The following is a 23646-nucleotide window of genomic DNA, read 5'->3' on the forward strand; positions in this document are numbered from 1 at the left end:
GCAATATAGTATCTTAGTCGTAATTACCAAATTAAGAATGCAAATTTATTTGTTATCGCAATTGCCAAATGTTAATTATTTTAATTTTAAAATAGAAAAAGCTGGCTAAGAAAAACTTAGCCAGCTCAGTTTGTCGACAAAAGGGGTTCGGAATGGACTCATTCCGAACCCCTTGCATATTCCATTGTTTCTAGAAATTGTGTGCAATTCCTGTGCAATATATAAAATTGGGTAGGTGGTTTTTATTTTGCTACACACAGTATGTCCAGAGTGTATGTAGCAACACATGAGTCAATCAACGGAAACCATTGATTGAAATTCTTCACTTGTTTGTGGAGATACGTAAATGGTTCGGCTTGGAAAAGCAACTTCTACTCCCTCTTCCTCTAATATCCCCATGATTTCTAAGTTGATTTCATGTTTGATTTTAACGTGTTCTGTCCAAACAGTAGAATTCGTGAAAAAATAGACAAGAACATCGAGGCTGCTTTCATTATAATGATCGAATGCCACCATAATCGTATCCGGATGGATCTCTTCATGCGTTCTCAATAATTGTTCGATCCGATGAACGACTCTTTCAAGTTCTTCTCTTGTAGTTTGATAATTGAGCCCTAAGTGAAAATCGATCTTTCTTTTCCCCATTCGGCTCCAGTTTGTAATTGCTTCGTTTGCAAGTGTGGCATTCGGCACGGTTACGAGAGCCTGGCTAAAAGTACGGACTTTTGTGCTTCTGAAATTGATATCTTCTACTATACCTTCAACACTCGGAGTTAAGATCCAATCACCAATCGAAAACGGCTTTTCGGTTACAATCACGACCCCGCCAATTAAATTGCCGACCGCTTCTTTGGCAGCCAGAGCAAATGCAAGTCCCCCTAATCCAAGACCTGCGACCAATCCATTCACGTCATAATTAAATTCCTGGCCAATAATACTGATACTGATGGCGATCATGACGACTCGGATTGCTCTTGAAATAAACGGAATAAGGATTAAATCTATTTTATTGTTGATTTTTTGATTCACACTGATTAATAATCCCGAAGTAGGAGAGGACAAATTAAATAATCCCCATGTAATTAAAACAATGATCATGGAACGCAATAATTTTAAAAATATCGTATTATGTTGATCTATAAAAGGGAAATAATCCATCGCCAGGTACAAACCAAAAATAATAAAGAACCAGCCTAAAGGACGTTCAAAACTTAAACATATCTGTGTGAAAAAATCAGTGGGTGTTTTTCTAGTCAATTTTAAAATCAACTGGAACACATACTTGGTAAATAGGTTTCTAAAAAGGATAAATAAAACCAAAATCCCGATAGAAATTCCTAAATTTTTTAACATATCATTGTCTATCTTCATTATTGATAAAGCAATTACTAATGAACCCAAAGACATTTCAAAAATACCTTCTCTCTTTTCATAAAACTATTTTAGTCATTTAAATGATTTATAAAATCAATTGTATTCGGAAAAATAGATCCTAAGAACAACTGTTTTCAAACCATTTCATCCAAATATCATAACTTTATTAATATAATATTTAAATACAACCAAAGTCATAAATTATAGAAATGGTTAAACCTTTTGAGTATCTTACTAAAGCTGAAGTATCTTTTAATACCTTCAAAAAGCAAGCATTAATATATGCTTACTTTCAACAAAGATAGAAGGCATTTCTATTTTACTTAGTAGAAAGAAGAAAAATTATTTAAAAAACATAATCTTGCTCCTACTAAAATAATATGGGTGTTAAAGACCAAGCTACTAAGTATTCTTTTTATTGCGAAAATACAGAAAAAGTTATTTTATTTCGATTATCGAAATGTTAAGATAGTCTTATAGCTTGCTAAATAAGGAGGAAAAAAGAATGACAAAACGCCCTATTACGGCAGAAGACTTATGTAAGTTTAAGTTTGTTGGAGATCCACAGGTATCCCCTACCAAAGACAAAGTGGCCTATGTTTTAACTCATGTTGATAAAGAAAAGGATGGGTACTATTCTTTTATCTACATAACTGATTTAAACGGGCAAGGCAGACAGTTTACCTCTCATTATTCTAAAGATAGCATAGTAAAAGATACGGCTCCAAAGTGGTCACCGGATGGAAAAACACTTGCTTTCCGTTCAAATCGTACAGGAAAAAATCAAGTTTGGCTTTTACATACTGATGGCGGCGAAGCAATCCAATTAACAGACGTTAAGCAAGGAATTGGTGATTTTACCTGGTCTCCGGACGGAAAGCAGCTTGCTGTTACCATTAGTGGGGAATTGAAACTTACCTCTGATAAGGACGAAGAGAAGAAAGAAGAAAAAAGTGATGTGAAGGTAATCACTCGCCTTCGTTATAAAGGTGACGGAGCTGGTATTTATAACGAAGATCGAAAGCATGTTTATTTATTTGATGTAGAGACAAAGTCATTTACGAAGCTTACTGAAGGAGAGCATGATTTCTCCCAGCCGCGTTTCACACCAGACGGAAAAAGCTTATTTTATGTTGGAACAAAGGCTGAAGATAAAGAATGGGGCTACCTCCCTGCAATTTGGAAATACGATATTGCTTCAAAGGAAGAAGCACTTTTTTATCAAGCAAATGGATATGTCTATTCACCTTCTGTTTCTCCAGACGGTAAATGGATAGCGGCTGTTGGTCATGCACGTGGTGAAAGAAGCCAGGGTAATGCGAATGTTCTTTTGTTTTCTGTAGAAACTGGTGAATTTACGAATTTAACAGAAGGCTTTGATTACACAGTTGGAAATCTTGTCGGTGTCGATGCGAAGTATGACACGGCAGAGCAACGACTCATTTGGGACTCTGCAAGCTCTAACATTTACTTTGATGCAACGGTTGGTGGAGATTGTCAGTTATTCAAGGTAAATCTGGAAGGAAAGGTTTCAGCAGCCCTGTCCCCTTCTGTCGCTTCCGTTACTTCTTTTGATATCGTAAATGATGATCAAGCGGTCCTTGTGATGGCTACTCCTCATTCTACAGGAGATTTGGTTACTCAGGACTTAAACGATGTGAATAACGTTGTTAAGCTGACTGATTGGAATAAAGAGCTATTCAGTGAGGTTCATTTAAGCACTCCTGAAAATTTCCATTACAAGAGTACAGATGGTCAGGATACGGAAGGCTGGATCTTAAAGCCTTATGGTTTTGAGGAAGGAAAAACCTATCCGATGATCCTCCAAATTCATGGCGGTCCAGCCACGGCATATGGTAATGGCTTACACCATGAAATGCAATTGATGGCGGCTAAAGGGTATGTGGTGCTTTACACGAATCCAAGAGGAAGCCATGGCTATGGCCATGACTTTGTCAACGCCGTTATCGGTGATTACGGCGGTATGGATTATGAAGATATCATGGCAGGTGTAGATTATGTCCTAGAAAACTTTAACTACATCGACCAGGATCAATTATTCGTCACTGGAGGAAGCTACGGCGGGTATATGACCAACGTCGTTGTCACTCGTACAGACCGTTTCAAAGCTGCCGTTACCCAGCGCAGTATTTGTAACTGGCACAGCTTCTATGGAACAAGTGACATTGGTTTCTTCTTTACTGAATGGCAGCACGGACATGCGGATCTATGGGATGATGCACACAAGCTATTAGAAATATCACCGCTTCACCATGCTCGCAATGTTAAAACACCTATCCTCATCCTGCACAGCGAACAAGACTTACGCTGTCCAATGGAACAGGCAGAGCAATGGTATGTCGCACTTAAGCGCCTGGGTGTGGAAACAAAGCTCATCCGCTTCCCGGATGAAACCCATGAACTTTCCCGCTCTGGTAAACCAAAGCATCGCTTGGAGCGTTTACAGCATTTAATTGGCTGGTTTGATGATCGCAGAAATTAAGTATTAATTTATATAGATTGATGAGAGAAAGAGTCCTTTTGGATTCTTTCTCTTTCTTTTTTACATTGTGATTCTAACAGTCAGGAGAAATTTTATCAAAACTTCTTAATTGAAATATTTAACGAAGGGGCGTATTCTATGAAAGTTATGTTTTTTATATTAGATAGGTGATAGGCTCTATAAGTCTAAGTATATGTGTCTGTCATTTTGTACAATAAAACTGAGGGAGAAAAGATCTGATGAATTTAAAATGGTACTTAATGATGGCAGGCTTAATCATTATTTGGAGTGTTTCCTGGCCAATTTATAAACTTGCCTTGGTATTTACACCTCCTTTGCTTTTTGCTGGCCTTAGGTGTTTATTGGGCGGTGTGCTCCTTGGTGCTGTCATTTGGAAAACACGTGCCCGAATTCAATGGCGAAAGAATTGGAAAATATATGTTATTACCGGCACATTAAATATTGCTTTGTTCTATGGGCTGCAAACAGAGGGGCTTAAATTAGTACCATCAGGTTTATTCTCTGTAATTGTCTATTTTCAACCTATTTTAGTAGGTCTTCTTGCTTGGCTATGGTTAGGGGAATCGATGACCATACCTAAAGTATTGGGACTTATTCTGGGTTTTCTTGGAGTCATTTCTGTCAGCGCAGAAGGATTTTCCAGCCATGTTTCCATTTCAGGGATTATATTTGGAATATTATCAGCTCTCTCGTGGGCATTAGGTACAGTTTATACCAAAAAAAATGCTCACTTTGTTGATTCGCTTTGGATGGTAGCTTTACAGTGTTTAATTGGGGGATTTGTTCTTATGATTGCCGGACTTTCCTCTGAAAAGTGGACTAGTATTGTTTGGAATGATACGTTTTTATTTGGTCTTTCATTTGGTACGATTCTAGGTATTGCGATATCATGGATTCTCTACGTCATACTTGTGAAAACGGGGGATGCGAGTGTTGTGGCAACTTTTACATTCTTAGTTCCAATGCTCGCAGTTGTCATAGGGACTTTATTTTTGAATGAACCCTTTACGAAACTCTTATTTTTAGGAATTATACTGATTGTGGCCAGTATTTATCTCGTAAATAAGAAGCAAAAGCAGACGGCAAAACAGGTTGTAGAACAAGAGAAAATTGGAGCTTAAGACTTTAGAAAGAACATATAAAGGAGTGCCCTATTTTTCCTTTTATATTCGCACATTTTAAAGCCAGCAATAAAAAAAGGATAGATGAGCAGAATTAAATATGCTCTATCTATCCTTTTTTGTTTTACAAGGCAGGTCATTTAATAGTTGTAACTACTTAGGTAGTCGTAATGAAATAAGAAGGTTTGTCCTTTCTCAGTAACCAGAGTAACCAGGGAATTTAAAATAAGCGGAGGTTTTCCGCTTACATGCAGAATGGAGCTCATTTCGGGCTAAATAAGCGGAGGATTTCCAGTTATGCAAAGAAAAGTACCCCATTTTCGCAGTTTTTAAGTAAATAGGCGGAATTTCTCCGTCTATTTAAGCTGTTTTCAATCCAATTTAATGATTAGGTGGAAATTTTCCGTCTATTTATCAGGCTGGATGTTTAACCTAATCTCCCAACAAATAAGAACGGATCCTGATGGTCCCAGTTGCAAAAATTAACATCTTCTTTAAAGGCTCAAATCACTTTTGGTGTGGGCTCTTTTTTCTGGTACCTAAGTAGTTACTAATAGTTTTTAACTTCCAATATTTAACCTTTTACTGTCCAACGAAAACTGATAAGAACTGGGCAGAAGCACTTCATAATGGGGCATACTGGAAATTTAAGTGTTTCTAATCCTTTGGAAAGTCTAAAAAAGTTTACCCTTGAATAAGTTTCAGGTTATAATGGAACGACGGAATTTCGGATATCGAAATAAATGAGTTTTGGCGGACATATGAGGGGATTTTTTAAAGCAGCCGTAAAAACCTTATCTAAAAATACTAGAGATATTATTAGAAACTGCTATTTTAAATGAAAGGTGAGAAAAATTTGAATAAACCTAGTGGAAAACAACGAATACAACTTGCTTTGCTTTTAGGATCACTGGGACTTTTAGGACCTTTTACAATAGATACCTATTTACCGTCCTTTCCTACTATTGTAAAAGATTTTCATACTACGGCTTCACTCGTACAAATTAGTTTAACTGCTTGTTTATTAGGACTGGGAGCAGGCCAGCTGTTTATTGGTCCATTGAGTGATGTGAAAGGCCGCAAAAACCCTTTGTTATTTTTTCTTTGCTTATATATTTTAGCCTCAATAACCTGCTCGTTTGCACCCAATATCTATTTCCTTATTGCGGCTCGTTTTGTTCAAGGCTTTTCTGCAGCAGGCGGTCTTGTCATCTCCAGAGCTGTTGTCAGGGACCTTTTTGTTGGAAAGGAACTGACCAAGTTTTTTACTTTAATGTTATTAGTAGGTAACCTCGGCCTAATCGTTGCACCGATTGTTGGAGGCTCCATCCTAACCTTTACCAATTGGCATGGAGTGTTTGTTGCTTTGGCTTGTATTGGCCTGGTATTAACCCTCACTTCTTCATTAAAACTAAAAGAAACGCTGCCAATGGCACAACGTGTCCCAAGTAACTTGCCTCAACTCGTGAAAAACTTTGGTTCATTATTCAGAGATCGAGAATTCATGGGGTATGCACTAACTCAGGGATTCACTACAGCTGGAATCTTTGCCTATGTATCCGGAATCTCTTTTGTTTATCAGAATATTTACGGAGTCACGCCCCAGCAGTTCAGTCTGTTATTTGGGGTAAATGGCATAGGTTTAATTATTGGAAGCCAATCGGTTGGTCGCTTAACAGATATCATTTCGGAGCGGACTTTCTTAAAAATAGGGTTAGGACTCTCTAACCTGGCGGGTGCGTGTTTATTGATCGCGCTTCTTTTAAAAGCACCGCTTATCGCCTTTGCCATCCCTGTCTTCTTTTTTGTCACATCCATCAGTATTATCGGAACGACATCTTTTACATTAGCCATTCAGTCAAAAGGACATATTGCAGGCAGTGCCTCAGCATTATTGGGCTTATTGCCATTTGTCCTTGGGTCCATAGCTGCGCCGCTTGTCGGCATAGCTGGAGCTTATACAGGCATTCCAATGGGCGTCACCATCTTTGGCGCAAGCTTACTGGCCTTCCTTTCCTATTTCGTTTTAGTCCGGAAAGGTTCGTTTCCAGTTCAAGGTTCGGAATCTAGCATAAAAGCTAAGGTATAGTTGGCTCTACTTCGGTTGTTTTTCGGAGTACACTAGTTAATTAAAACGAAATAAAACAAGTCCCAAGTGAGAGATTCATCACTTGGGTCTTGTTCATTGTGCTGTTGCTAAACATGGATGTCATTTCAACGATATCTTTACCACGTCATTCAAAAACTTTGTTGTATTATACCCATAAATCTCAAGTCTATTAGGTGTGCCATTCTCTCCAGTGTTGGTACTGTCCAACTCAAAGGTTTGAACTGTAGTGAAATAACGGGGATGATCAACTTTTTGAAAGTTAATGTTTGCTCTGCGATCATATTCCTTCCCGCTTTTATCTACAATTACTCCCTCATTGTCGTTCTCCGTTGTACTCATTCCATTTCCATCACCATCAAAAAAGTCTAATCGGAGTGACTCATACGCACGATTCTTGATTTCATGATTGCTAATGACAACTTTGGAAGGCGGGCCAGCTTCAAACTTGTCGATGGAGATTTTGCTGCCTGCATATTCAAAGGTTTGGGGATATGCCCATGAAGCATCGAGCCCAATGGTTTTCTTCTCCTCAACCGTTATGAAGGCTAAATTTAAGCGAACGTTGACCTCTTTCGGCTTTTCTCCATAAAGCGGGTCAAAGTTTGCTTGAAAAGAGGTCCAATTGTCAGGTTGTGATTCTATCATGGAACTGCCAAAGTTATCAGCTTTGACTTTTTTATCATTCACTTTCAGCCTGTCAAAAGTAAGGAATTCAATTCGCTTCTGCGGCCGTTCATGATTAATGGCGTATTGCAGAATGGTCGTTGTCGGAGCAATGGTTAGTTTTTCAAATCGCACCGGAACGCCCTCGACTTTCGTTTCTTTATCCAATGCATATTCGATAGAAGGGTGTTTTGTTATAGGAATCTTGAAGTTCCATACTCCTGTTTTTAGAGCCGGATTCTCGTAACTTTCGGCTGAGGAATCACGAATCAATTTCTGAAGGTTTTTGATTTCCAGCCTGATTGTACCGTGATTCTTATTCAGCGGCAAAAGACTCAGCTTCCCCCGGAACACGTTCTTGTCTTTTTTATTTGCTTCCGTTTCAAGATTTGGAGGAAGGTACCTTGGCTCTCTTATATGGCTCATAATTTTATATTGGTCCTTTACAGAATAACCTTCATACCCTACCATATATTGATTTTCTTCTGCCGTATCTTCTATTTCGTAAAAAATCAGTGTCTGGACATCATCTGCAATCGCGCTCCTGATTCGGATTTTCACCCCATTACTTTCCGCTTCCAAGTTAAGCCTTTTCCCCAGGCCTTGATGATAGAAGGCGCGTAATTCCGGATCTTCTTCTGTATATGAATAGTAGAGGTTGGTGAATGAACCTGTAAGTACCTCTAAACCTATTAATAATGCCAAAATACTTGCAAAAACAATTCCCAATCGAATCCGTTTATTTTTCTTCAGCTGCCTGTGCCTTCCCTCTTCCGCCAGCCTCGCATTGACATTCTCCATGAAACCGGATGGGACCTGAAAATCCTCCATCCCTTCAGCAACATTAAACAAGGTCAACATGACATCCTGAAAGGCAGCCAAATCCTCCTGGCAGTTTGGGCATTGATAAATATGTATCTCGAAAGCAACCTTTTCCTTCCGGTCCAGGGTTCTTTCCAAGTAATCCAGGTAATCCTTATGATACTCTTTACAACCATTTAAGCTTTGTCCATTTCCCAGTCCTTTTTTTAGTGACTGTATTCCGGAGAACAAATGCTCCTTTAGTTTTTCCTCGGAAACATGTAGAAGATGTGCAGCGTCCTCCCGGGTAAATCCTTTTAAATTCGTAAGGGCCATCGCTTCTTTCTCATTCAAACTTAACTGATCAAGCGCCTTAAATAAATCCAGGCGAGGTTCCTCTGGAGCTTGTAAACTTTCTTCAATAGAAAGTTCCCGACAGATTTTAAGAAAAATAGATGTAACCCATTTTTCGAATGAAGTTTCGTTTTTGTATTTGGGAAACTCCTTATGCACTTTTAGTATGGAAAGGTAGAAAAGCTTTTCTATTTCCTGTTGATTACGAAGAAAGTCACCCCAGCATATAGAACGATTGCTTATGCTGATTGAACCATTCTGCAATGGATTCCACATTATTTTGTCTTGTCGGAATGTTTGTACTGGACTCTATTTTTGCCGGTATGATCATTTGTTCCCCCTTGAATTACCCTCTTTATACTTAATCATATAAGGAAAGGAATTTATTGGCAATACCAATTATACTACTGGTTAGGCTATCATGCCTGTAAAAATAAAAGGAGGAAATCACCGGCCTTGTCAAGAAAAGAATACCTATAACGAAAGGAGGAACTTATGAAACCACCTGTAGCAAAACGCATTCCTCATCCCCATGAATTGCATGGCGATGTGCGCAAAGACAACTATTATTGGTTAAAGGATCGCACCAATCCAGAGGTTATCACTTATTTGGAGGAAGAAAATCGGTATTACGATGAAATCATGCGCCCGCTGGAAGAACAAACCGATCAAATTTATCAAAGCATGGTTGACCGTGTTCCCGATTCAGAAGTGAAAGTGCCGGTTCAGCATGGACAATTCTTTTACTATTCACGTTTTGACAAAAACAAGCAATATCCCATCTATGCACGTAAGCAGGCGACAAGCCGCGAGCTTCTGGCAAAAGCACCAGAGGAAGTGGTGCTCGATCTGAATGAATTGGCCGTAGACGGTGAATATTTAAGCATTACCGTACAGCGTATAAGTACCGATCAAAACCGTCTCGCTTATTTGGAGAATCGGGATGGAACGGACCGATACACGATACATATAAAAGACCTGGAAACAGGCGAGCTTCTGTCCGACATGATTCCGGATGTCTTTTTATTTGGCAGTATGGAATGGAGCCGATGTGGCGAATATATTTTTTATATTACCGTTGATGAGAGCCAACGCCCATACCAGTTGTGGCGGCATCATTTAGGCAGTGAGGTGGGCAGTGATCAACTGATTTTTGAAGAAAAAGACATTACGTTTACATTAAGTGTGAAAAAATCGCAAAGTGGGAAATTTATTTTTTTGCAGTCAAACTCGAAAACGACGAGCGAGATTCGCCTGCTAGATGCAGATTCCCCGTTAACCCCTTTGCAGCTATTAGATGAACGGCGTGAGGGAATCACTTATGATGTCGAGCATTGGGGAGATGAACTGCTCATACTGACAAATGAAGAGGCGTTAAACTTTCAATTGCTTCGCTGCCCTCTCAATGACATTAATTCACGTGTGAAAGTCGTTGAATATAAGGAGGAGCGCTTTCTTCAAGCACTGTACCCATTCCGGGACACGCTGCTTATCGCCGGCCGCGAGAACGGGTTGACGCAAATCTGGGTCCTGCAGGAAGATGAGCTGGAGCGAATTGAATGGGATGAGCCCCTCTATACAGTGTCGATTTTATCCGATCAAAGCTATGATACAGCGGAGGTATTGATCCAATATGAGTCCTTGCTCACGCCAAAAACAACCTACAACTTGAATCCACTAACCGGAGAGAAGCAAAGTTTGCAAATTGCTCCTGTCAGCGGGGAATATGATCCGTCCCGCTTTCGCCAAGAGCAATTGTGGGCAGTAGCCGACGAAGGAGTCAATGTGCCGATGACTGTCGTTTATCGGGAAGGTGCGCTCAAAAATGGGCCTGCCCCGTTGATTCTGTATGCGTATGGATCGTATGGAGCAAACAGTGACCCGCATTTTGACCCGTATCGTCTGCCGTTGCTGGAAAAAGGAATTATTTTTGTCACAGCGCAAGTGCGTGGCGGTTCCGAAATGGGACGGAGTTGGTATGAAGACGGAAAAATGCAGAATAAACGAAACACGTTTACCGATTTTATCGCTGCAGCGAACTATCTGATTGAGCAGGGCTACACAACCCCAAGTAAAATGGCGGCACGCGGAGTCAGTGCGGGAGGCTTACTTGTAGGCGCAGTGGCCAATACTGGCCGGTGAGCTGTTCCAGGTCATTGTTCCGGCAGTTCCGTTCGTCGATGTAGTCACCACGATGCTCGACGCCTCAATTCCGCTTACCACTCTGGAATGGGACGAATGGGGAAATCCTCAAGATCGGGAGGATTATTTCTATATGAAGTCGTATAGTCCTTACGACAATGTAGAAGCGAAAGATTATCCGCATATGTATGTCACAACCGGTCTGAACGATCCGCGAGTTGCTTATTGGGAACCGGCTAAGTGGGTTGCACACCTTAGAACTTTAAAAACGGATGACAACGTCCTCGTGCTCAAAACAAACATGGGCGCCGGCGACTTCGGCGCATCAGGCCGTTTCAATAACTTAAAAGAATCCGCCGCCTGTTATGCGTTCATTCTCGATAAGCTCGGCGTGTCTGCCGAATAAAGAAATCCCCCCGGTAATCCGGGGGGATTATAGATTGCCGAATTTAATTGCCACCGGGTCGCCTTGAAAAATAGAAACTTTAACTTTTTCGAGGCACACCAGGTACTACTTCGCTTTTACCTTCAATTGGGTCTACTGTTCCCCCATTATATCAAGATTCTTTGAAAAGTTATCAAGCAATGCACGAACTTCTTCTATTGATTTCGTGTTCATTAATTGATTTCTTAATTCACTCGCCCCACGGAATCCTTTGACATAAATCTTAAAAAAGCGATGAAGAGCCGTGAACAGCCGCAGCTCTAAATGCGAATATTTATCATGAAGATCCATATGCAAACTTAAGAGATCCAGCAATTCCTCACTGCTATGATCTTTCTTCTCCTTTTCAAAGGCAAATGGATTATGGAAAATACCACGCCCAATCATAACTCCATCGACACCATATTGTTCAACAAGCTTCAGGCCAGTTTGACGGTCAGGAATATCCCCATTGATCGTCAAAAGGGTATCTGGTGCCACCTCGTCACGAAGTTTCTTAATCTCGGGGATCAGCTCCCAATGCGCAGGCACTTTGCTCATTTCATCTCTTGTACGCAGATGAATGGAAAGATTAGCAATGTCTTGTTCCAATATGTGTGTCAGCCAGCCCTTCCATTCGTCTACATCCGTGAAACCAATCCTTGTCTTAACACTTACGGGCAATCCGCCCGCTTTTGCCGCTTGTATTAATTCTGCTGCCACTTCCGGACGGCGGATAATGCGATTTCCCTTCCCATTCTGTACCACATTGGGTACGGGACAGCCCATATTGATATCCAAACCCTTAAAGCCCAGTTCCGCCATACCAATACTCATTCGCCGAAAGTTTTCAGGCTTGTCCCCCATATATGGGCCACAATTGGCTGTTCATCCTCTGTAAAAGTCAAACGCCCCTGCACACTTTTGATCCCATCTGGGTGACAATAACTCTCACTGTTTGTAAACTCGGTAAAAAACACATCAGGTCTGGCTGCCTCACTCACTACATGCCGAAACACAACATCCGTCACTTCTTCCATGGGTGCCAGTATAAAAAATGGCCGTGGTAAATCACGCCAAAAATTCTCTTTCATATTGCACTTCAAATCCTCTCATTAAGAGATACAAGGCCAACCCTTATCCCAAAATTAAAACGCAGAATGTCCCTGCTTCATTTACACTTATACCATGCTTTAGCCCTTTTTATCAAACGGATTGTCACTGTGACTCCCCGAAAAATATTGTTTCATAAATTGTTTCACAGATACACGAAAAGCCAACCCCTTTAACAGGAGTGAACTTAGATAAACGATTCTAATTTAATTCTTGTGACGGTCTCAACATGTGTGGAGGGTGGTAAATCAGGTACCCTGATGTAAACATAAGCGCCCCGCTTATTTATAGGGGCAGCTTTTAAATGGCTATCAATCAGTCTGTTTTTTGCTTAATCCTGCCTGCAGAAAAATTTGTTTAGGAAACAGGATTGAGGGAAACTTTTGAACATAGAGTATTTTTTCCTAGGAGGTTTTTACATGCCCGAAATCAAAACAGGCAACCAGGAATTTTACATGGAGGAAAACGGCATGGAGATTGCCCGCATTCAATATGTTCCTTCTGGTCATGATGAAAACGGCAAAGAACGGATTACTGTCACACACACCCTTGTTGATGAAGACCAGAGCGGAAAAGGGTTCGGAAGACAGCTTGTTAACAGAATTGCGAAATTTGCCAGGGAAGAAAACAAGCTGATCATCCCCGCATGTTCCTATGCAAAGCATGTTCTTGAAAGCAAGGATGAATATAAGGACCTTCTTGCCAGTTCATCCTGGAAAAGGATGGCCATTTTATTTTGGCAGAATAGGGATCAGGCACCTCAGATGTACACAGGAGCTCATACATTTTTTCTATGGAGCTTGCCTACTGACCACTTTACTTTAGTGGAGGAAATTGTAGTGAATAAAGAATCACTTCACTAATCACAACGAATAGTAAATGTTAGTGATTCATCATCAGACCTGCCGCATAATTTGGCTGGCTCCCTGATTAATCTATTTCATAAATGGCTGGAGGTTTTGCTTTCTCATCTGATCTTTTTCATTATCAGATTTACTATAGTCATTATTGTAGATTGCCCCTTCCCAATCCCCATACATTGGATTTGGGAACACGATCAGCTTTCTCCCAAACTCATCCTTCCGATTTTCAACCGCCTGCACTCTTCCAGCTGCTGAGAGATTATCAAAGCCGCTAAAGTCACCAAGGTTATCTCCAAATAATAGGAGTATATCATACGTCTTAGCAACCTGCCGGCGCCTTGTTTCCTTTCCTTTTTCTCCAGGCTGCTGAAGGAGGATGTGCCGGGCATCAGCCTGTGGAGCACCTATTTGTTTCAGGTTTTTAATTGTTGCCGCCTTTTGGGCTTCACTGCGATTAGAGATGTAGAAAATTTCTACCCCTTTGGCATTCGCATAATTCAGGAAGTCTACTGCACCGGGAAGCGGTTTTGCTTCTGCCCTGTCGATCCATTGGTTCCAGTTCACCGGATATCCTGTTCCAGACACTACATTCCAAGCCTGGTATGGACTATTATCGACAATTGTTTCATCAATATCTAAAACAACAGCTGGTTTAACACCTTTTTTCTTTGGATTCTTTTTCAACAGCTCCTCCAGCCTCATCTTCCCAATATTGTAGCCCTGGTAATAAAGTGCTTTTGCTTCACCTGAAGTTTGGAACCAAAGGACAGACATCGTATTTTGCTCCTGCAGATTAACAGTTGTTTCTGCCACTGGTGCAGCCTTTGCATCAAAACCAAATAATGGAAAAGCGATAACCGCACCAAATAATAATGGCATTATTTTTTTCAGCATAAAAAAACCCCCTTTATTAAAATTCGAATATAGTATGTAACAAAACCTTAACATTTATTGTCACTGTGACTCCCCGATGCTTTTCAAAACGCTGAATGTCATTTTAAAGAAAGGAAATAATATCAATATCTTTTTGATAATTAGGGGGAAACTCATGGATATTATGTCTGGTACGTATTATTGGCCTGCAACTTTCCCTTCTCCTCCCTCCTATCCTCGGTTAGAGGAGGATCTTGAATGTGATGTTTTGATTGTTGGAGGAGGAAGTTCGGCTTCACAATGTTCTTATTATCTTGCGGACTCTGGCTTAAAAGTGGCTGTCATCGAGAAAGGGAAGATTGGGAGCGGCAGCACTAGTTCGAATACGGCGCTCATTCAGTATTCTGGGGAGAAAATGTTCACGAACCTGATTAATTCCTTTGGAAAAGAGTACATTTCAAGGCATTTACAGCTACTGCAGGAAGCCATCAATGAAATAGAAGCAGCATCCAAGGTGGCTGCCATCAATTGTGAATTTTCCCGAAGAGATTCGCTTTATTCTGCAAGCTGCAATGAGGATGTCGATAAGTTAAAAAAAGAATACGAATTTTTACAGCAGCAAAGGTTGAAAGTAGATTTTTTATTAAAAGAAGAGATTGAGGAAAAATATCCTTTCAGCAGGGATGCGGCCATCTATTCTTATGGTGATGGCGAGCTGAACCCTTTCAGGTTTACTCATGCATTGATTGATTATGCTGCAAGCAAGGGGATCCAAGTATTTGAAAACACGGAGATGAATGGCCATCATTATGATGCACAAAACAAACGGATGATCATTTCTACTAAAGCCGGCCACTCCATCTCTGCAGGCCGGGTTATTTTTGCTGCTGGTTATGAGGGAATTGATATCAGAAAGGAGCTGCTCGTTTCTTTCGTCAGTACGTATACTGTAACGTCAAAGCCTGTGAACGACCTATCCTCCTGGTACAATCGTACGCTTTTATGGGAAACGGCCAGACCTTATTTATATTTAAGGACAACAGCAGATAACCGGATCATTATTGGCGGACTTGATGACAATACCAATTATCCCGAAGACCGGGACAGTAAACTGATTCATAAGAGAGACAAGCTGGTCGATGAGTTTAACAAGATGTTCCCCGCTATCCATTTTGAACCTGAATATTATTTAACCGCGTTTTACGGAGGGACGACGGATGGCCTTCCGATCATTGGGATTTATGACGAATATCCGAACAGCTATTTCCTCTTGGCGTTTGGCGACAACGGTACTGTATACAGCCAAATGCTGGCGAAGATCATTGTGGAGGATATCATAAAAGGAAACAGCCCGAATTTGGAACTATATTTACAGGATAGGCCACTGGTGGAAAAGAAATAGTCATAAGAGTAAAAACAGTGCCTGGTCACGCCCCGAATAATGTCGATGAATTCGACAAAATGCGTGTCGTGACAGGCACTTTTACCAATAATAGTAGATCTTTTTGCAATTTCATCTACTACCCTTTGGACACTCTTCTACTTAAAACCTATATGGCCTTCTTACTGTTCCAAAAAATTTTTCTTTTAAAAGATAGTAGAGAAAACTCTCTATCGATTACTCTTTTGTACTACAAACTCTTCAAGCTCCTTATCACAACAATAAACATAACAACCTTTCGTGCCTCTTGTCACACAGCTTTAACGCGCTTTGGGCCGTAATTGACAACAGAAGGAAATGTTGGTGGGTTTATTAACTAAGACTATTTAAAAAGGAGCAGTTTAAATGGATGATTAAACAGAGCATTCTGTTATTCATCCAATTCAACCGTTTTATTAACATCTGCCGATTCGGAATTTTGCCCTGTCACGCGTTTGTACATAAAGGCGACTTTCTTTACAAAATTACCGGTTTCCCAATATTCGGCTGCTTCTGCAGTTACCTTTATCAAGATAACATTAGGGTCATCATAGGAAGTTTGCATAATTTTCTCATAAGCTATGCTCCACAATTCCTTTTTCTTATTTAAATCCTCTACAATTTCCGCTCTTCCACGGACGGAAACATAAGATTTACCCGCATAAGCCACATTAACATCCTGGTCATTTAAAATTTCTTCATATTTATTAGTCTCTTTCTTAGTGAAAAACCATAAGTCACCATCAAACTCTACTTCTTGTGTTTTCATAGGACGGGAAACTAGTCCTTCTTCCGTTACCGTAGTCAACATGGCCGTATCTATATCTTTGATTAACTCTCTTAATGTTTCCATTTCTTCTTGTTTCATCATGTTAGACATTCCACCACCTCATTAAAGTTTACAGAGGTATACTACCCTTTACACCAACTTTTATTCTGGTTGGCGAATCACTAAACTACTTTTCATCTAAAAAAAGTGCCTGCCACTCCCCGAATTCAATCGAAAAAACCACAACAAAAATGGAATTTGTCTAATTTAATTTAATTTCAGTTGCGTCACACACTCAACATGTGTAGAGCACGGTAACAACGCTTGAAATAATTGATAGTATAAACAAATCCTCCTGCAATCAATATTTTTGAATTATTTTGAACCGCCAGCTCCACGATTCAGTCAAAATCCTCTTCTTTCACTCCTGGGAACTCTCTTAGTTTAGGTATCTACAGGTTAGTAGTAATTTCCCGGATCCCCGCAATGAGTTTTTCAACGGCAGTTTCTCTTCTGAATCGGATTCAGTGGCGAATTTCATATACCGTGCTAAATCTGCATGTATACCTTTCTCTTCTTCCGCATTAAATTTTAATACATATGGTAAAAATACGGCGTTCGCCACACCATGTGGAGTATCATATAGACCTCCAAGCTCCTCTGCCCAACAGTGAACGGTTGCGACATCAGTGGACCAAGACATAATCCTGCCAAAAGGCTTCCCTCTAACGTATTGTAGCGCGCCTCTTCATTTTGCCCGTCCTTAAAAGCGATCGGCAAGGAAGAACCAATTTTTCCTATAGTTCCCCGAATGACTGGGAGATTGGGTTTGTTATTTTACATGTAATTATCTCATCTCTGATTGACTATTAAGATTACTAGATTGGTTTTAAAATAAATAAAAAAGGGTCAGGCGGTTGCGGAGAAAAAATGTCCCTGGCTGGGGTCTGACCACTTCCCGGGACAAAAAATATCCACATCTTGGGTTAGACCCCGGTACACTGGCCGATTACTACATTAGCCCCAGTTAATGTGATCGTAAAGGTAGATGCTCCCGCGAATGTGGCTGTTACTGAACCATTTTGATTTGCTGTAACAGATAAATTATAAAAAACATCTCCTAGTATTATTGATCCTGAAATGAGTGCTTGGTTCCCTTCACACAATGTAGATATTGTTCCCTCTAAAAACTCTCCTGGTATCAAAATCTGGAGAAATTCCTCTCGAATAATGACTGATATAGAACTATTGGCAGCATCGCATTTACATGGAACATCAATATACACATTGGTAAGGGTTGCAGGGAAAAATACATTATCCCCGGTTATCGTAATAGTGGTATTTTGGTTCGTGGTTATATTTACGGAGCATTCACAAACGTTAGTGGATACTGGGCACTCACTTAGACAATTTTCCACTGCTGCACTAGCACCAGAAATTCTAAATAGAAAGCGATTTAGTTCATTTTGTAGGAAAATGGTTAAATGTCCATTATCATTTACGGAGATTAATGCATTATATTTACCATTAAACTGATGGTTGGCTGCAGTTACATCAACTGCAGCTCTAATGATTGCAGCATTAAATAGTGGGTTACAAAGAATTGTGGCTGTGTTTTCAATTAAAGTTATCGTTATTCCCTGACAAGTGTCATCTGTTAATCTCAAATCAATTCTATTGTTTTCCATTGTACAATTTTCAGCTATAGAAATATCAATTTTATCTACTGTTACATTTGTGCCCAAGTTTTCATCATTCATAAATGCTGCATCAATTACCGCCTCACCTGTTTCAACTGTTACAGAGCAACAACTTTCTGACACTGGGATTTCCTCTAACAAACCCACAACCTTATTAAGCTTCGATAAAAGAATCCCTTCTTTATTTGTAATGATTTGCAATGTGTCGTTGACACTACGATTGATTTTCAAGAGATCGTCTAACGAGTTTACCAACGGGCCATTACCGTTCGCAGAGAGTTTCCCCAATGCCCTTCGAAGCAATTTTGCTTCAGCTTTAACCATGTGGGCAAGCGCTAACTCTTCAAAGCCAATTGAGGCTAAAAGAAGATTAATAACCTTATCTCGAGTCAGACTATTTATATCTAGGTCTTTTGGAAATTCCATTAATAAAAGATCCTCCTTTCTTCACGCTAATATAAGCTATTCCTATTGCTTGAATGTTGAAACTGCCTTGGCCTACTTTAACCGGAAAAAGAATATTTTTTATAAAAATAGACCCATAGAATAAACGGTGGTTCCGATTAATGCCATCCTACCCCATTCAGGTAAAACTGTGAAAAATAAGTACCTTCCCCTCTACCATCCGGCAGCTTCTCTCTTCTACCAATTGCGACACTGTCCTGATTTACCAATTGGAAAAGTGGCCACATGACGGATTACACATCGCGATGCCTACCTGTCAGGCGCCATCCTTGTCAGTGATGAAAAAGAGATAGATATCATGAAAAACTCGATCAGCCCATTACAGACTCAGCCGAACTATTTATCATTTTCACAAAAGATGTTTATGAAAGTGTAAAGTAAGAGGGTCAGACCCCTTTCGTGGACAGAAGAGGTAAAATTTCCATGCCTAGTTCGGACCTTGCTACCACAAAAAAGGTGGAAAAACTTACGCCTGCACTTCCAAATATATTTTAGATATATAAATAAAGTGAGAAGTGCTGGTTACACTTCTCCCTGCAATCTCTACCGTAGTTGTCAATAATGTTTATTTGGTCTGAGAACCACACATTTGCTTGATCCACTCTACCTATTTACAAAGTTTGCATACTCCTCCTGGATAAATTCTTTTAATAATTGAAACTTTTCCTTCGAGTCAATGACTTCAAATGGTACATATACTTCGTTATTTTTTAATGGAAAAGTCCTCATTTCCCGAATATCAAAATGTAAAATCCCCTGAATTTGCTTTTGAACCATTTCCCCTTTTGCCGAATCCTTATTGCCTGGGGAGACATGCAGGATCAAACACCTATATCGTTTATCACCCTGCAAAGTAGCGAACTTCGGCCTGCATCATTCTTCCCCTGTCGACAAATTCATTGTTGTTAAAATTTTACTATAGTTTGAGAAAAGAAGGAAGATCTAGGTCTCTGTCCTCCAGATGTTATTAATTCTTATCAATGAAAAAGAGAAGTGCCTGGATTAGCACTTCCCTACTTACAGTTATTGATTTTAGCAGAAGTATTTTTAAAAAACTCCCTCGACACTCGGTTTTGTTACAACCCGCCACAGTTTGGCGAATTATTACAATCTCCTTCTGCAAAATCTGTACCCTTTTCAACAGACTCCAGTCCGTACCCCGTTTCGCTAATTTCAAGTTGTTGTTTGTTTTCAACCTTGTTTTGAGTTTCCTGATGTTTTTCTTTGTTTTCTCTCATTTTCATTCCTCCAGAGTTTTTTGTAGTCTTCTCTTAGAGGAATGAACTTATTCCTAGCTCGGGTCATTCCTGCCATTTTAAAAGTTCCTTTTCTTCTATCTGTTTTTCAAACGTTTCATCCCAGCGGCCCTGCCACGAATTCCAGACACGGACGTAAAAAGTATCTTGTTCTTGATTGTACACTTGAAATTCCAGGCATGGAATGTGTTCGACTTTCTGCTGCTCAAAGCTATTTACAGCAGCGACTACTGTTTGAAAACCGTCTTCCTCTACTCCGATGTCTCTCTCGGTAATGACCTGCAGTATCCGGTTTGAATCCACTGGCCCCTGCTTGTTTGCATACCGGTAAAGAGGCAGTTCCTCTTCTGGTTTAGGCAAGGCCCGGCACGCATCTTCCCAAAATTCATCGTGGAGCGGGCTGTATGAAAGCAACGTCGACTCTTCTTCCAATTCCTCTTCCATAATTCCTGTCTTTAGCTGTCCGTGCCCCTTCTGTGTCAGCTTGTAGCTTCCATTTTCCAGCCGGATCAATCCCATGTGCTGCATTTTTTTCAATAATTCTTCAATGAAAAGTTCCTCTACCAGCAGCAGCTCTGACAAATTGGCAGCGCGACGGATTTGGCCTGCTCAAAAGTGAGCAGCATCATTTTCATGAGAATGTCCATTTTCGACCGCTTTACACGATTAAACGCCACAGAATATGTGATCACCGGCATATGCCAAATAACCGAGTTCTTGATTTGGATAGCTGGATTTTTAAGCAAATCCGCACGTAATCGTTGATTTAATTTATCCATGCAAACTCACCTCTTCAAGGGCTCGCAGTCCATCTTGTTTCTTTACTGTTTCCAATACGTGAGTATACATTTGTCTGGCACCTGAATGCTTGGTTAGCTCGGTAAACATCTTCGTGCTGCCAATCATCACAAGCAGTTCTCTTGCTCTCGACAAAGCGACATTCAGCCTGCGATAATCTTTGGCAAAACCGATATCATCCTGTTTATTTTCGTGATTCCGTACCATACTTAACAGAATCACATCCATCTCCATCCCCTGGAATCGGTCCACTGTCCCCGTGCGGATCGTTAAGTGGGGCAAGCGCAACTCCTGTTGAAGCATGCGGTCGATCCGTTTCACCTGTTCACCGTAATAACTGATGACGCCAATACTTTTCTTCTCATCGGCTTCCATTCTTCCAGCTTGCTTTGCCTCTCCCGCTGCCGCGTCCATTTCCATCAGCAATTCACCAATCCTCTTCAACTCTGCCGGATTGTACAGACTTTTTCCGCCTTTCATTCTTTCTTCAAAAAAGGCAGGCTCGTTCGGCATATCCAGCCACAGAAGATGATTTTGCCGCTGGATGAGCGGTGAGACAAGCTTGTGGTCCCGGTCTTGATCAGAGTTGGTTAAGCCGCACTGCAGCACTTCGTTTTCCTGCTTATAAAATGGCGTGATGGTTTCCATAATGTTTTCATGCATCCGATATTGAATGGCCAGCATCGTTTTATTGGTTTTCGGCAGATTTTTAAACAAGCGCTCAAACAGCGACTCATTTAATAGCTTTTTAAGTTCGGCTTTTCCTTCAAAGTCTTCACTCTCTTCCGCCATTGCCTGCAAGGTTTCCTCAAGCGTATCGTCTCCCAATAGAGGCGGCAGCTGATGATGGTCGCCCACCAGTATGACTTTCTTCCCTTTTAGCATCGGCAGCAAGAGCTCCGGTGGGGTTGCCTTTGATACTTCATCAATGATGACAACATCAAAAACAGGATAGCTTTCGATAAAATCTTTGCGGGCGGAAGCCACACATGTTGTTCCAATCACATTCGCATGCTTCACATAAAGCTTCCTGATTTCATTCAGGTCATGTTCAGTTGCTTCTTCCAGCACCGATCGCCACATTCCTTGAACCGATTGGAACAGCGGAAGCTTCTGCTTTTCCTGTTTCAAAGACTCCCTGGTAAAAGAAATGCTCGCCAGCTGCTTTAATACCTCTTCATGCTCCCGTTCCGTGTCTGAAGAGAGAATTTCTTTTAGTGGTGCCAATTCAGCTTCGCTTTCTTTAAGCATACTGGAGAGATCTGCAAAGCGAGCTTCAATTTGGGTTTTTTTCTGCACTAAGTCCTGCAGCTGTAGGGTTTCTTGATCCCGCTTTTGGCAATTCCTTTCAACCCGCAGCTTGGCTTGTCCGTATTGCTCTTTCTTGTTCTGAAGTTCAAGCGCGTTGGCTTCTTTTTCACGAAGCAATTCCAATGCATTAGGAATGAATACTGCGGACTCCATCATTTTCTTTTGCTGGCTTTGAAGAGAAATAAGCTTGGCAGTCTGCTCGTTCATCTCTCTTTGATACTTCTGCAGAATCATTTTATTTTCATCCAGGACAGGCTTTAACTGACCCAGCAATTCCTGTTTTAGCTGCTGAAGTGCTTCTTGTGCCATTTTTTTATCAGTATCATCGAGCTTTAACTTGTCTGCTTTTTGCCAAATGTAATGTCTCCGGCCATATAGCCCCTTTAGTAATGCCGCAAGCCTCTGCGGATGAATGGTTGTATTTCCTTTTAATTCACTTCTCAGTTTGTCTAAAATTTGGTCGATTTCCACAGCAGTCGCAGCTACGGGAGGCGTGTTTTTCAATTGTTGCTGCAGCTGGCCGTAATGCTGTCCCAAAAGCTGTTCAAGATAAGAAATAGCAGGATTTAATTTTTCATTATATTCCTTTAACTTATCCAGCTGGCTTGTTCTTTCACGAAGCATGTCCAATTTTCCGATTAATGAATGAACCTGTAAAGAGCGGGTAAAGTTTTGCTCAAGCATGATCCACTTTAAGCTGTCGATTTTTTTAGCGGCTAAGATTCTTTCTGTTAAAGCTTCCTTCTGTTTCGTGAAGTCTTTCCATTTCTCACAGTTAGTTGAAGTCTCGTCAATGGTTTGTTTTATCTCATTAATATTTTCTTCAAGCTTCTGAAGGGCAACACTGTCTTGCAGACGTACAATTTCTTGCTGATTGGCTTCCAGCTTTTTTTGAATGGAGTCACTATCCGGCTCTTCAGCCAGAAAAGATTCGTCTTTTTCAATGGTGTCATTCAACAAACGAAGCGACTGTTCAATCTTCTTCAAAAACTGCCGGACTGTTTGCCTCTCCTGCTCTGCATCATGAATGTCTTTTTGAAGCTTTTCAATAATGGACTGGATTTCGTCATACTGCTTCTGGGCATTCTTTTTTGCTTCAAGCTCCGCATTAACCCGTAAAAGCTCTTGCTCTAACCGCTCTTGTTCCTGTTCATTCGCCGCCCATTCTGAGTCTATTTCTGTAGTCCGATGTTTCCTGGCTTCAAATTGATTGGAAACTTCCTGAAACGTATGGTCTTTCCAATACTGTCCGACATTTTCCTCGATGAACTTTTTGCCTTCTTCTTCAATGCTTTCCGTTCGCCCGACTCGGAGAATTCGGATATCCTTGTTTGCCAGCAATCGGCCGAGGGCATTGTCGACTGCCAAATTTGACTGCGAGGCAACCAGCGTGCGCAGCCCAGCCTTTGCATTTTGAAGGCAGATCTCTGAAATAACAGTTGTTTTCCCTGTTCCGGGCGGCCTTGAATGACATATAAGTCTTCAGCGGACATGGCGCCTGTGACAGCAGCTTGCTGGAACTCGTTCAATCGATTGTGGAATTGCAGATTTGCCTGCTTTTTCAC

The 23646-nt window shown here is 40.8% G+C and carries 17 protein-coding genes and 2 pseudogenes; 7 read left to right on the forward strand and 12 right to left on the reverse strand.

Going from position 1 to position 23646, the window contains the following annotated elements; all coding sequences use genetic code 11:
* Positions 1-291: 291 nt before the first annotated feature.
* Positions 292-1407 (reverse strand): mechanosensitive ion channel family protein, encoded by a 1116-nt coding sequence (locus tag RCG23_RS03020; RefSeq protein WP_308178536.1) that lies wholly within the window; start codon positions 1405-1407, stop codon positions 292-294.
* A gap of 472 nt (positions 1408-1879) precedes the next feature.
* Between RCG23_RS03020 and RCG23_RS03025 the strand changes: the two genes are divergently transcribed.
* The 3 genes from RCG23_RS03025 (at position 1880) to RCG23_RS03035 (ending at position 7108) form a co-directional block, all read left to right on the forward strand.
* Positions 1880-3877, forward strand: coding sequence for a S9 family peptidase (locus RCG23_RS03025; protein WP_308178537.1), 1998 nt, complete (start codon positions 1880-1882; stop codon positions 3875-3877).
* A 239-nt stretch (positions 3878-4116) separates the two neighbouring features.
* Positions 4117-5019, forward strand: coding sequence for a DMT family transporter (locus RCG23_RS03030; protein ID WP_308178538.1), 903 nt, complete (start codon positions 4117-4119; stop codon positions 5017-5019).
* Between the two features lie 856 nt (positions 5020-5875).
* Positions 5876-7108, forward strand: coding sequence for a multidrug effflux MFS transporter (locus tag RCG23_RS03035; RefSeq protein ID WP_308178539.1), 1233 nt, complete (start codon positions 5876-5878; stop codon positions 7106-7108).
* A 120-nt stretch (positions 7109-7228) separates the two neighbouring features.
* Here RCG23_RS03035 and RCG23_RS03040 read toward each other — a convergent pair whose 3' ends face one another.
* Positions 7229-9211, reverse strand: coding sequence for a DUF4179 domain-containing protein (locus tag RCG23_RS03040; RefSeq protein WP_308178540.1), 1983 nt, complete (start codon positions 9209-9211; stop codon positions 7229-7231).
* Between the two features lie 231 nt (positions 9212-9442).
* Between RCG23_RS03040 and RCG23_RS03045 the strand changes: the two genes are divergently transcribed.
* A complete protein-coding gene (locus RCG23_RS03045) occupies positions 9443-11089 on the forward strand; it encodes a prolyl oligopeptidase family serine peptidase (RefSeq protein ID WP_308178541.1) in 1647 nt (548 codons plus the stop codon).
* A 52-nt stretch (positions 11090-11141) separates the two neighbouring features.
* Positions 11142-11495: a prolyl oligopeptidase family serine peptidase gene (locus RCG23_RS03050; RefSeq protein ID WP_308178542.1), complete on the forward strand. Its 354-nt coding sequence runs from the start codon at positions 11142-11144 to the stop codon at positions 11493-11495.
* Positions 11496-11627: 132 nt separating this feature from the next.
* Here the strand turns inward: RCG23_RS03050 and RCG23_RS03055 are convergent.
* A pseudogene (locus tag RCG23_RS03055) lies at positions 11628-12607 on the reverse strand (tRNA dihydrouridine synthase).
* Between the two features lie 438 nt (positions 12608-13045).
* On the opposite strand from RCG23_RS03055, the gene RCG23_RS03060 reads away from it, so the two are divergent.
* Positions 13046-13489, forward strand: coding sequence for a GNAT family N-acetyltransferase (locus RCG23_RS03060; RefSeq protein ID WP_308178543.1), 444 nt, complete (start codon positions 13046-13048; stop codon positions 13487-13489).
* Positions 13490-13561: 72 nt separating this feature from the next.
* On the opposite strand, the gene RCG23_RS03065 is transcribed toward RCG23_RS03060, so the two are convergent.
* The gene (locus tag RCG23_RS03065; protein WP_308178544.1) at positions 13562-14383 is read right to left on the reverse strand and encodes a 5'-nucleotidase, lipoprotein e(P4) family; all 822 of its coding nucleotides are present in this window, start codon (positions 14381-14383) and stop codon (positions 13562-13564) included.
* A 154-nt stretch (positions 14384-14537) separates the two neighbouring features.
* Here RCG23_RS03065 and RCG23_RS03070 point away from each other — a divergent pair, with 154 nt between their 5' ends.
* Positions 14538-15764, forward strand: a complete 1227-nt coding sequence (locus RCG23_RS03070; RefSeq protein ID WP_308178545.1) for an NAD(P)/FAD-dependent oxidoreductase — start codon at positions 14538-14540, stop codon at positions 15762-15764.
* Between the two features lie 409 nt (positions 15765-16173).
* On the opposite strand, the gene RCG23_RS03075 is transcribed toward RCG23_RS03070, so the two are convergent.
* From RCG23_RS03075 to RCG23_RS03110, 8 genes and pseudogenes are all read right to left on the reverse strand, one after another.
* A complete protein-coding gene (locus tag RCG23_RS03075; protein WP_308178546.1) occupies positions 16174-16662 on the reverse strand; it encodes a pyridoxamine 5'-phosphate oxidase family protein in 489 nt (162 codons plus the stop codon).
* 293 nt (positions 16663-16955) lie between these two features.
* Positions 16956-17396: pseudogene (locus RCG23_RS03080) on the reverse strand (iron-containing alcohol dehydrogenase); the annotation flags it as partial.
* Between the two features lie 141 nt (positions 17397-17537).
* Positions 17538-18677 (reverse strand): alpha-helical endospore appendage domain-containing protein, encoded by a 1140-nt coding sequence (locus tag RCG23_RS03085; RefSeq protein ID WP_308178547.1) that lies wholly within the window; start codon positions 18675-18677, stop codon positions 17538-17540.
* 642 nt (positions 18678-19319) lie between these two features.
* A complete protein-coding gene (locus tag RCG23_RS03090; RefSeq protein ID WP_308178548.1) occupies positions 19320-19493 on the reverse strand; it encodes a hypothetical protein in 174 nt (57 codons plus the stop codon).
* Positions 19494-19792: 299 nt separating this feature from the next.
* Complete coding sequence (locus tag RCG23_RS03095; protein ID WP_308178549.1) at positions 19793-19954, reverse strand: hypothetical protein; 162 nt, start codon at positions 19952-19954, stop codon at positions 19793-19795.
* Positions 19955-20017: 63 nt separating this feature from the next.
* Entirely contained in the window at positions 20018-20554 is a 537-nt protein-coding gene (locus RCG23_RS03100; RefSeq protein WP_308178550.1) for a hypothetical protein, read from the reverse strand.
* The gene (locus RCG23_RS03105) at positions 20533-20751 is read right to left on the reverse strand and encodes a hypothetical protein (RefSeq protein WP_308178551.1); all 219 of its coding nucleotides are present in this window, start codon (positions 20749-20751) and stop codon (positions 20533-20535) included. The genes RCG23_RS03100 and RCG23_RS03105 overlap by 22 nt, the downstream gene beginning before the upstream one ends.
* Positions 20744-23557, reverse strand: coding sequence for a DEAD/DEAH box helicase (locus tag RCG23_RS03110; RefSeq protein WP_308179955.1), 2814 nt, complete (start codon positions 23555-23557; stop codon positions 20744-20746). The genes RCG23_RS03105 and RCG23_RS03110 overlap by 8 nt, the downstream gene beginning before the upstream one ends.
* Positions 23558-23646: the final 89 nt, after the last annotated feature.

Source organism: Neobacillus sp. PS3-34 (genome assembly GCF_030915465.1).
GTDB lineage: Bacteria > Bacillota > Bacilli > Bacillales > Cytobacillaceae > Neobacillus_A.

Coding starts and splice junctions, on each gene's coding strand:
- RCG23_RS03105 (WP_308178551.1), bottom strand. CDS start 20,751: ATGGATAAATTAAATCAACGATTACGTGCGGATTTGCTTAAAAATCCA.
- RCG23_RS03045 (WP_308178541.1), top strand. CDS start 9,443: ATGAAACCACCTGTAGCAAAACGCATTCCTCATCCCCATGAATTGCAT.
- RCG23_RS03050 (WP_308178542.1), top strand. CDS start 11,142: ATGCTCGACGCCTCAATTCCGCTTACCACTCTGGAATGGGACGAATGG.
- RCG23_RS03025 (WP_308178537.1), top strand. CDS start 1,880: ATGACAAAACGCCCTATTACGGCAGAAGACTTATGTAAGTTTAAGTTT.
- RCG23_RS03065 (WP_308178544.1), bottom strand. CDS start 14,383: ATGCTGAAAAAAATAATGCCATTATTATTTGGTGCGGTTATCGCTTTT.
- RCG23_RS03030 (WP_308178538.1), top strand. CDS start 4,117: ATGAATTTAAAATGGTACTTAATGATGGCAGGCTTAATCATTATTTGG.
- RCG23_RS03090 (WP_308178548.1), bottom strand. CDS start 19,493: ATGGTTCAAAAGCAAATTCAGGGGATTTTACATTTTGATATTCGGGAA.
- RCG23_RS03020 (WP_308178536.1), bottom strand. CDS start 1,407: ATGTCTTTGGGTTCATTAGTAATTGCTTTATCAATAATGAAGATAGAC.
- RCG23_RS03060 (WP_308178543.1), top strand. CDS start 13,046: ATGCCCGAAATCAAAACAGGCAACCAGGAATTTTACATGGAGGAAAAC.
- RCG23_RS03085 (WP_308178547.1), bottom strand. CDS start 18,677: ATGGAATTTCCAAAAGACCTAGATATAAATAGTCTGACTCGAGATAAG.
- RCG23_RS03070 (WP_308178545.1), top strand. CDS start 14,538: ATGGATATTATGTCTGGTACGTATTATTGGCCTGCAACTTTCCCTTCT.
- RCG23_RS03095 (WP_308178549.1), bottom strand. CDS start 19,954: ATGAGAGAAAACAAAGAAAAACATCAGGAAACTCAAAACAAGGTTGAA.
- RCG23_RS03075 (WP_308178546.1), bottom strand. CDS start 16,662: ATGTCTAACATGATGAAACAAGAAGAAATGGAAACATTAAGAGAGTTA.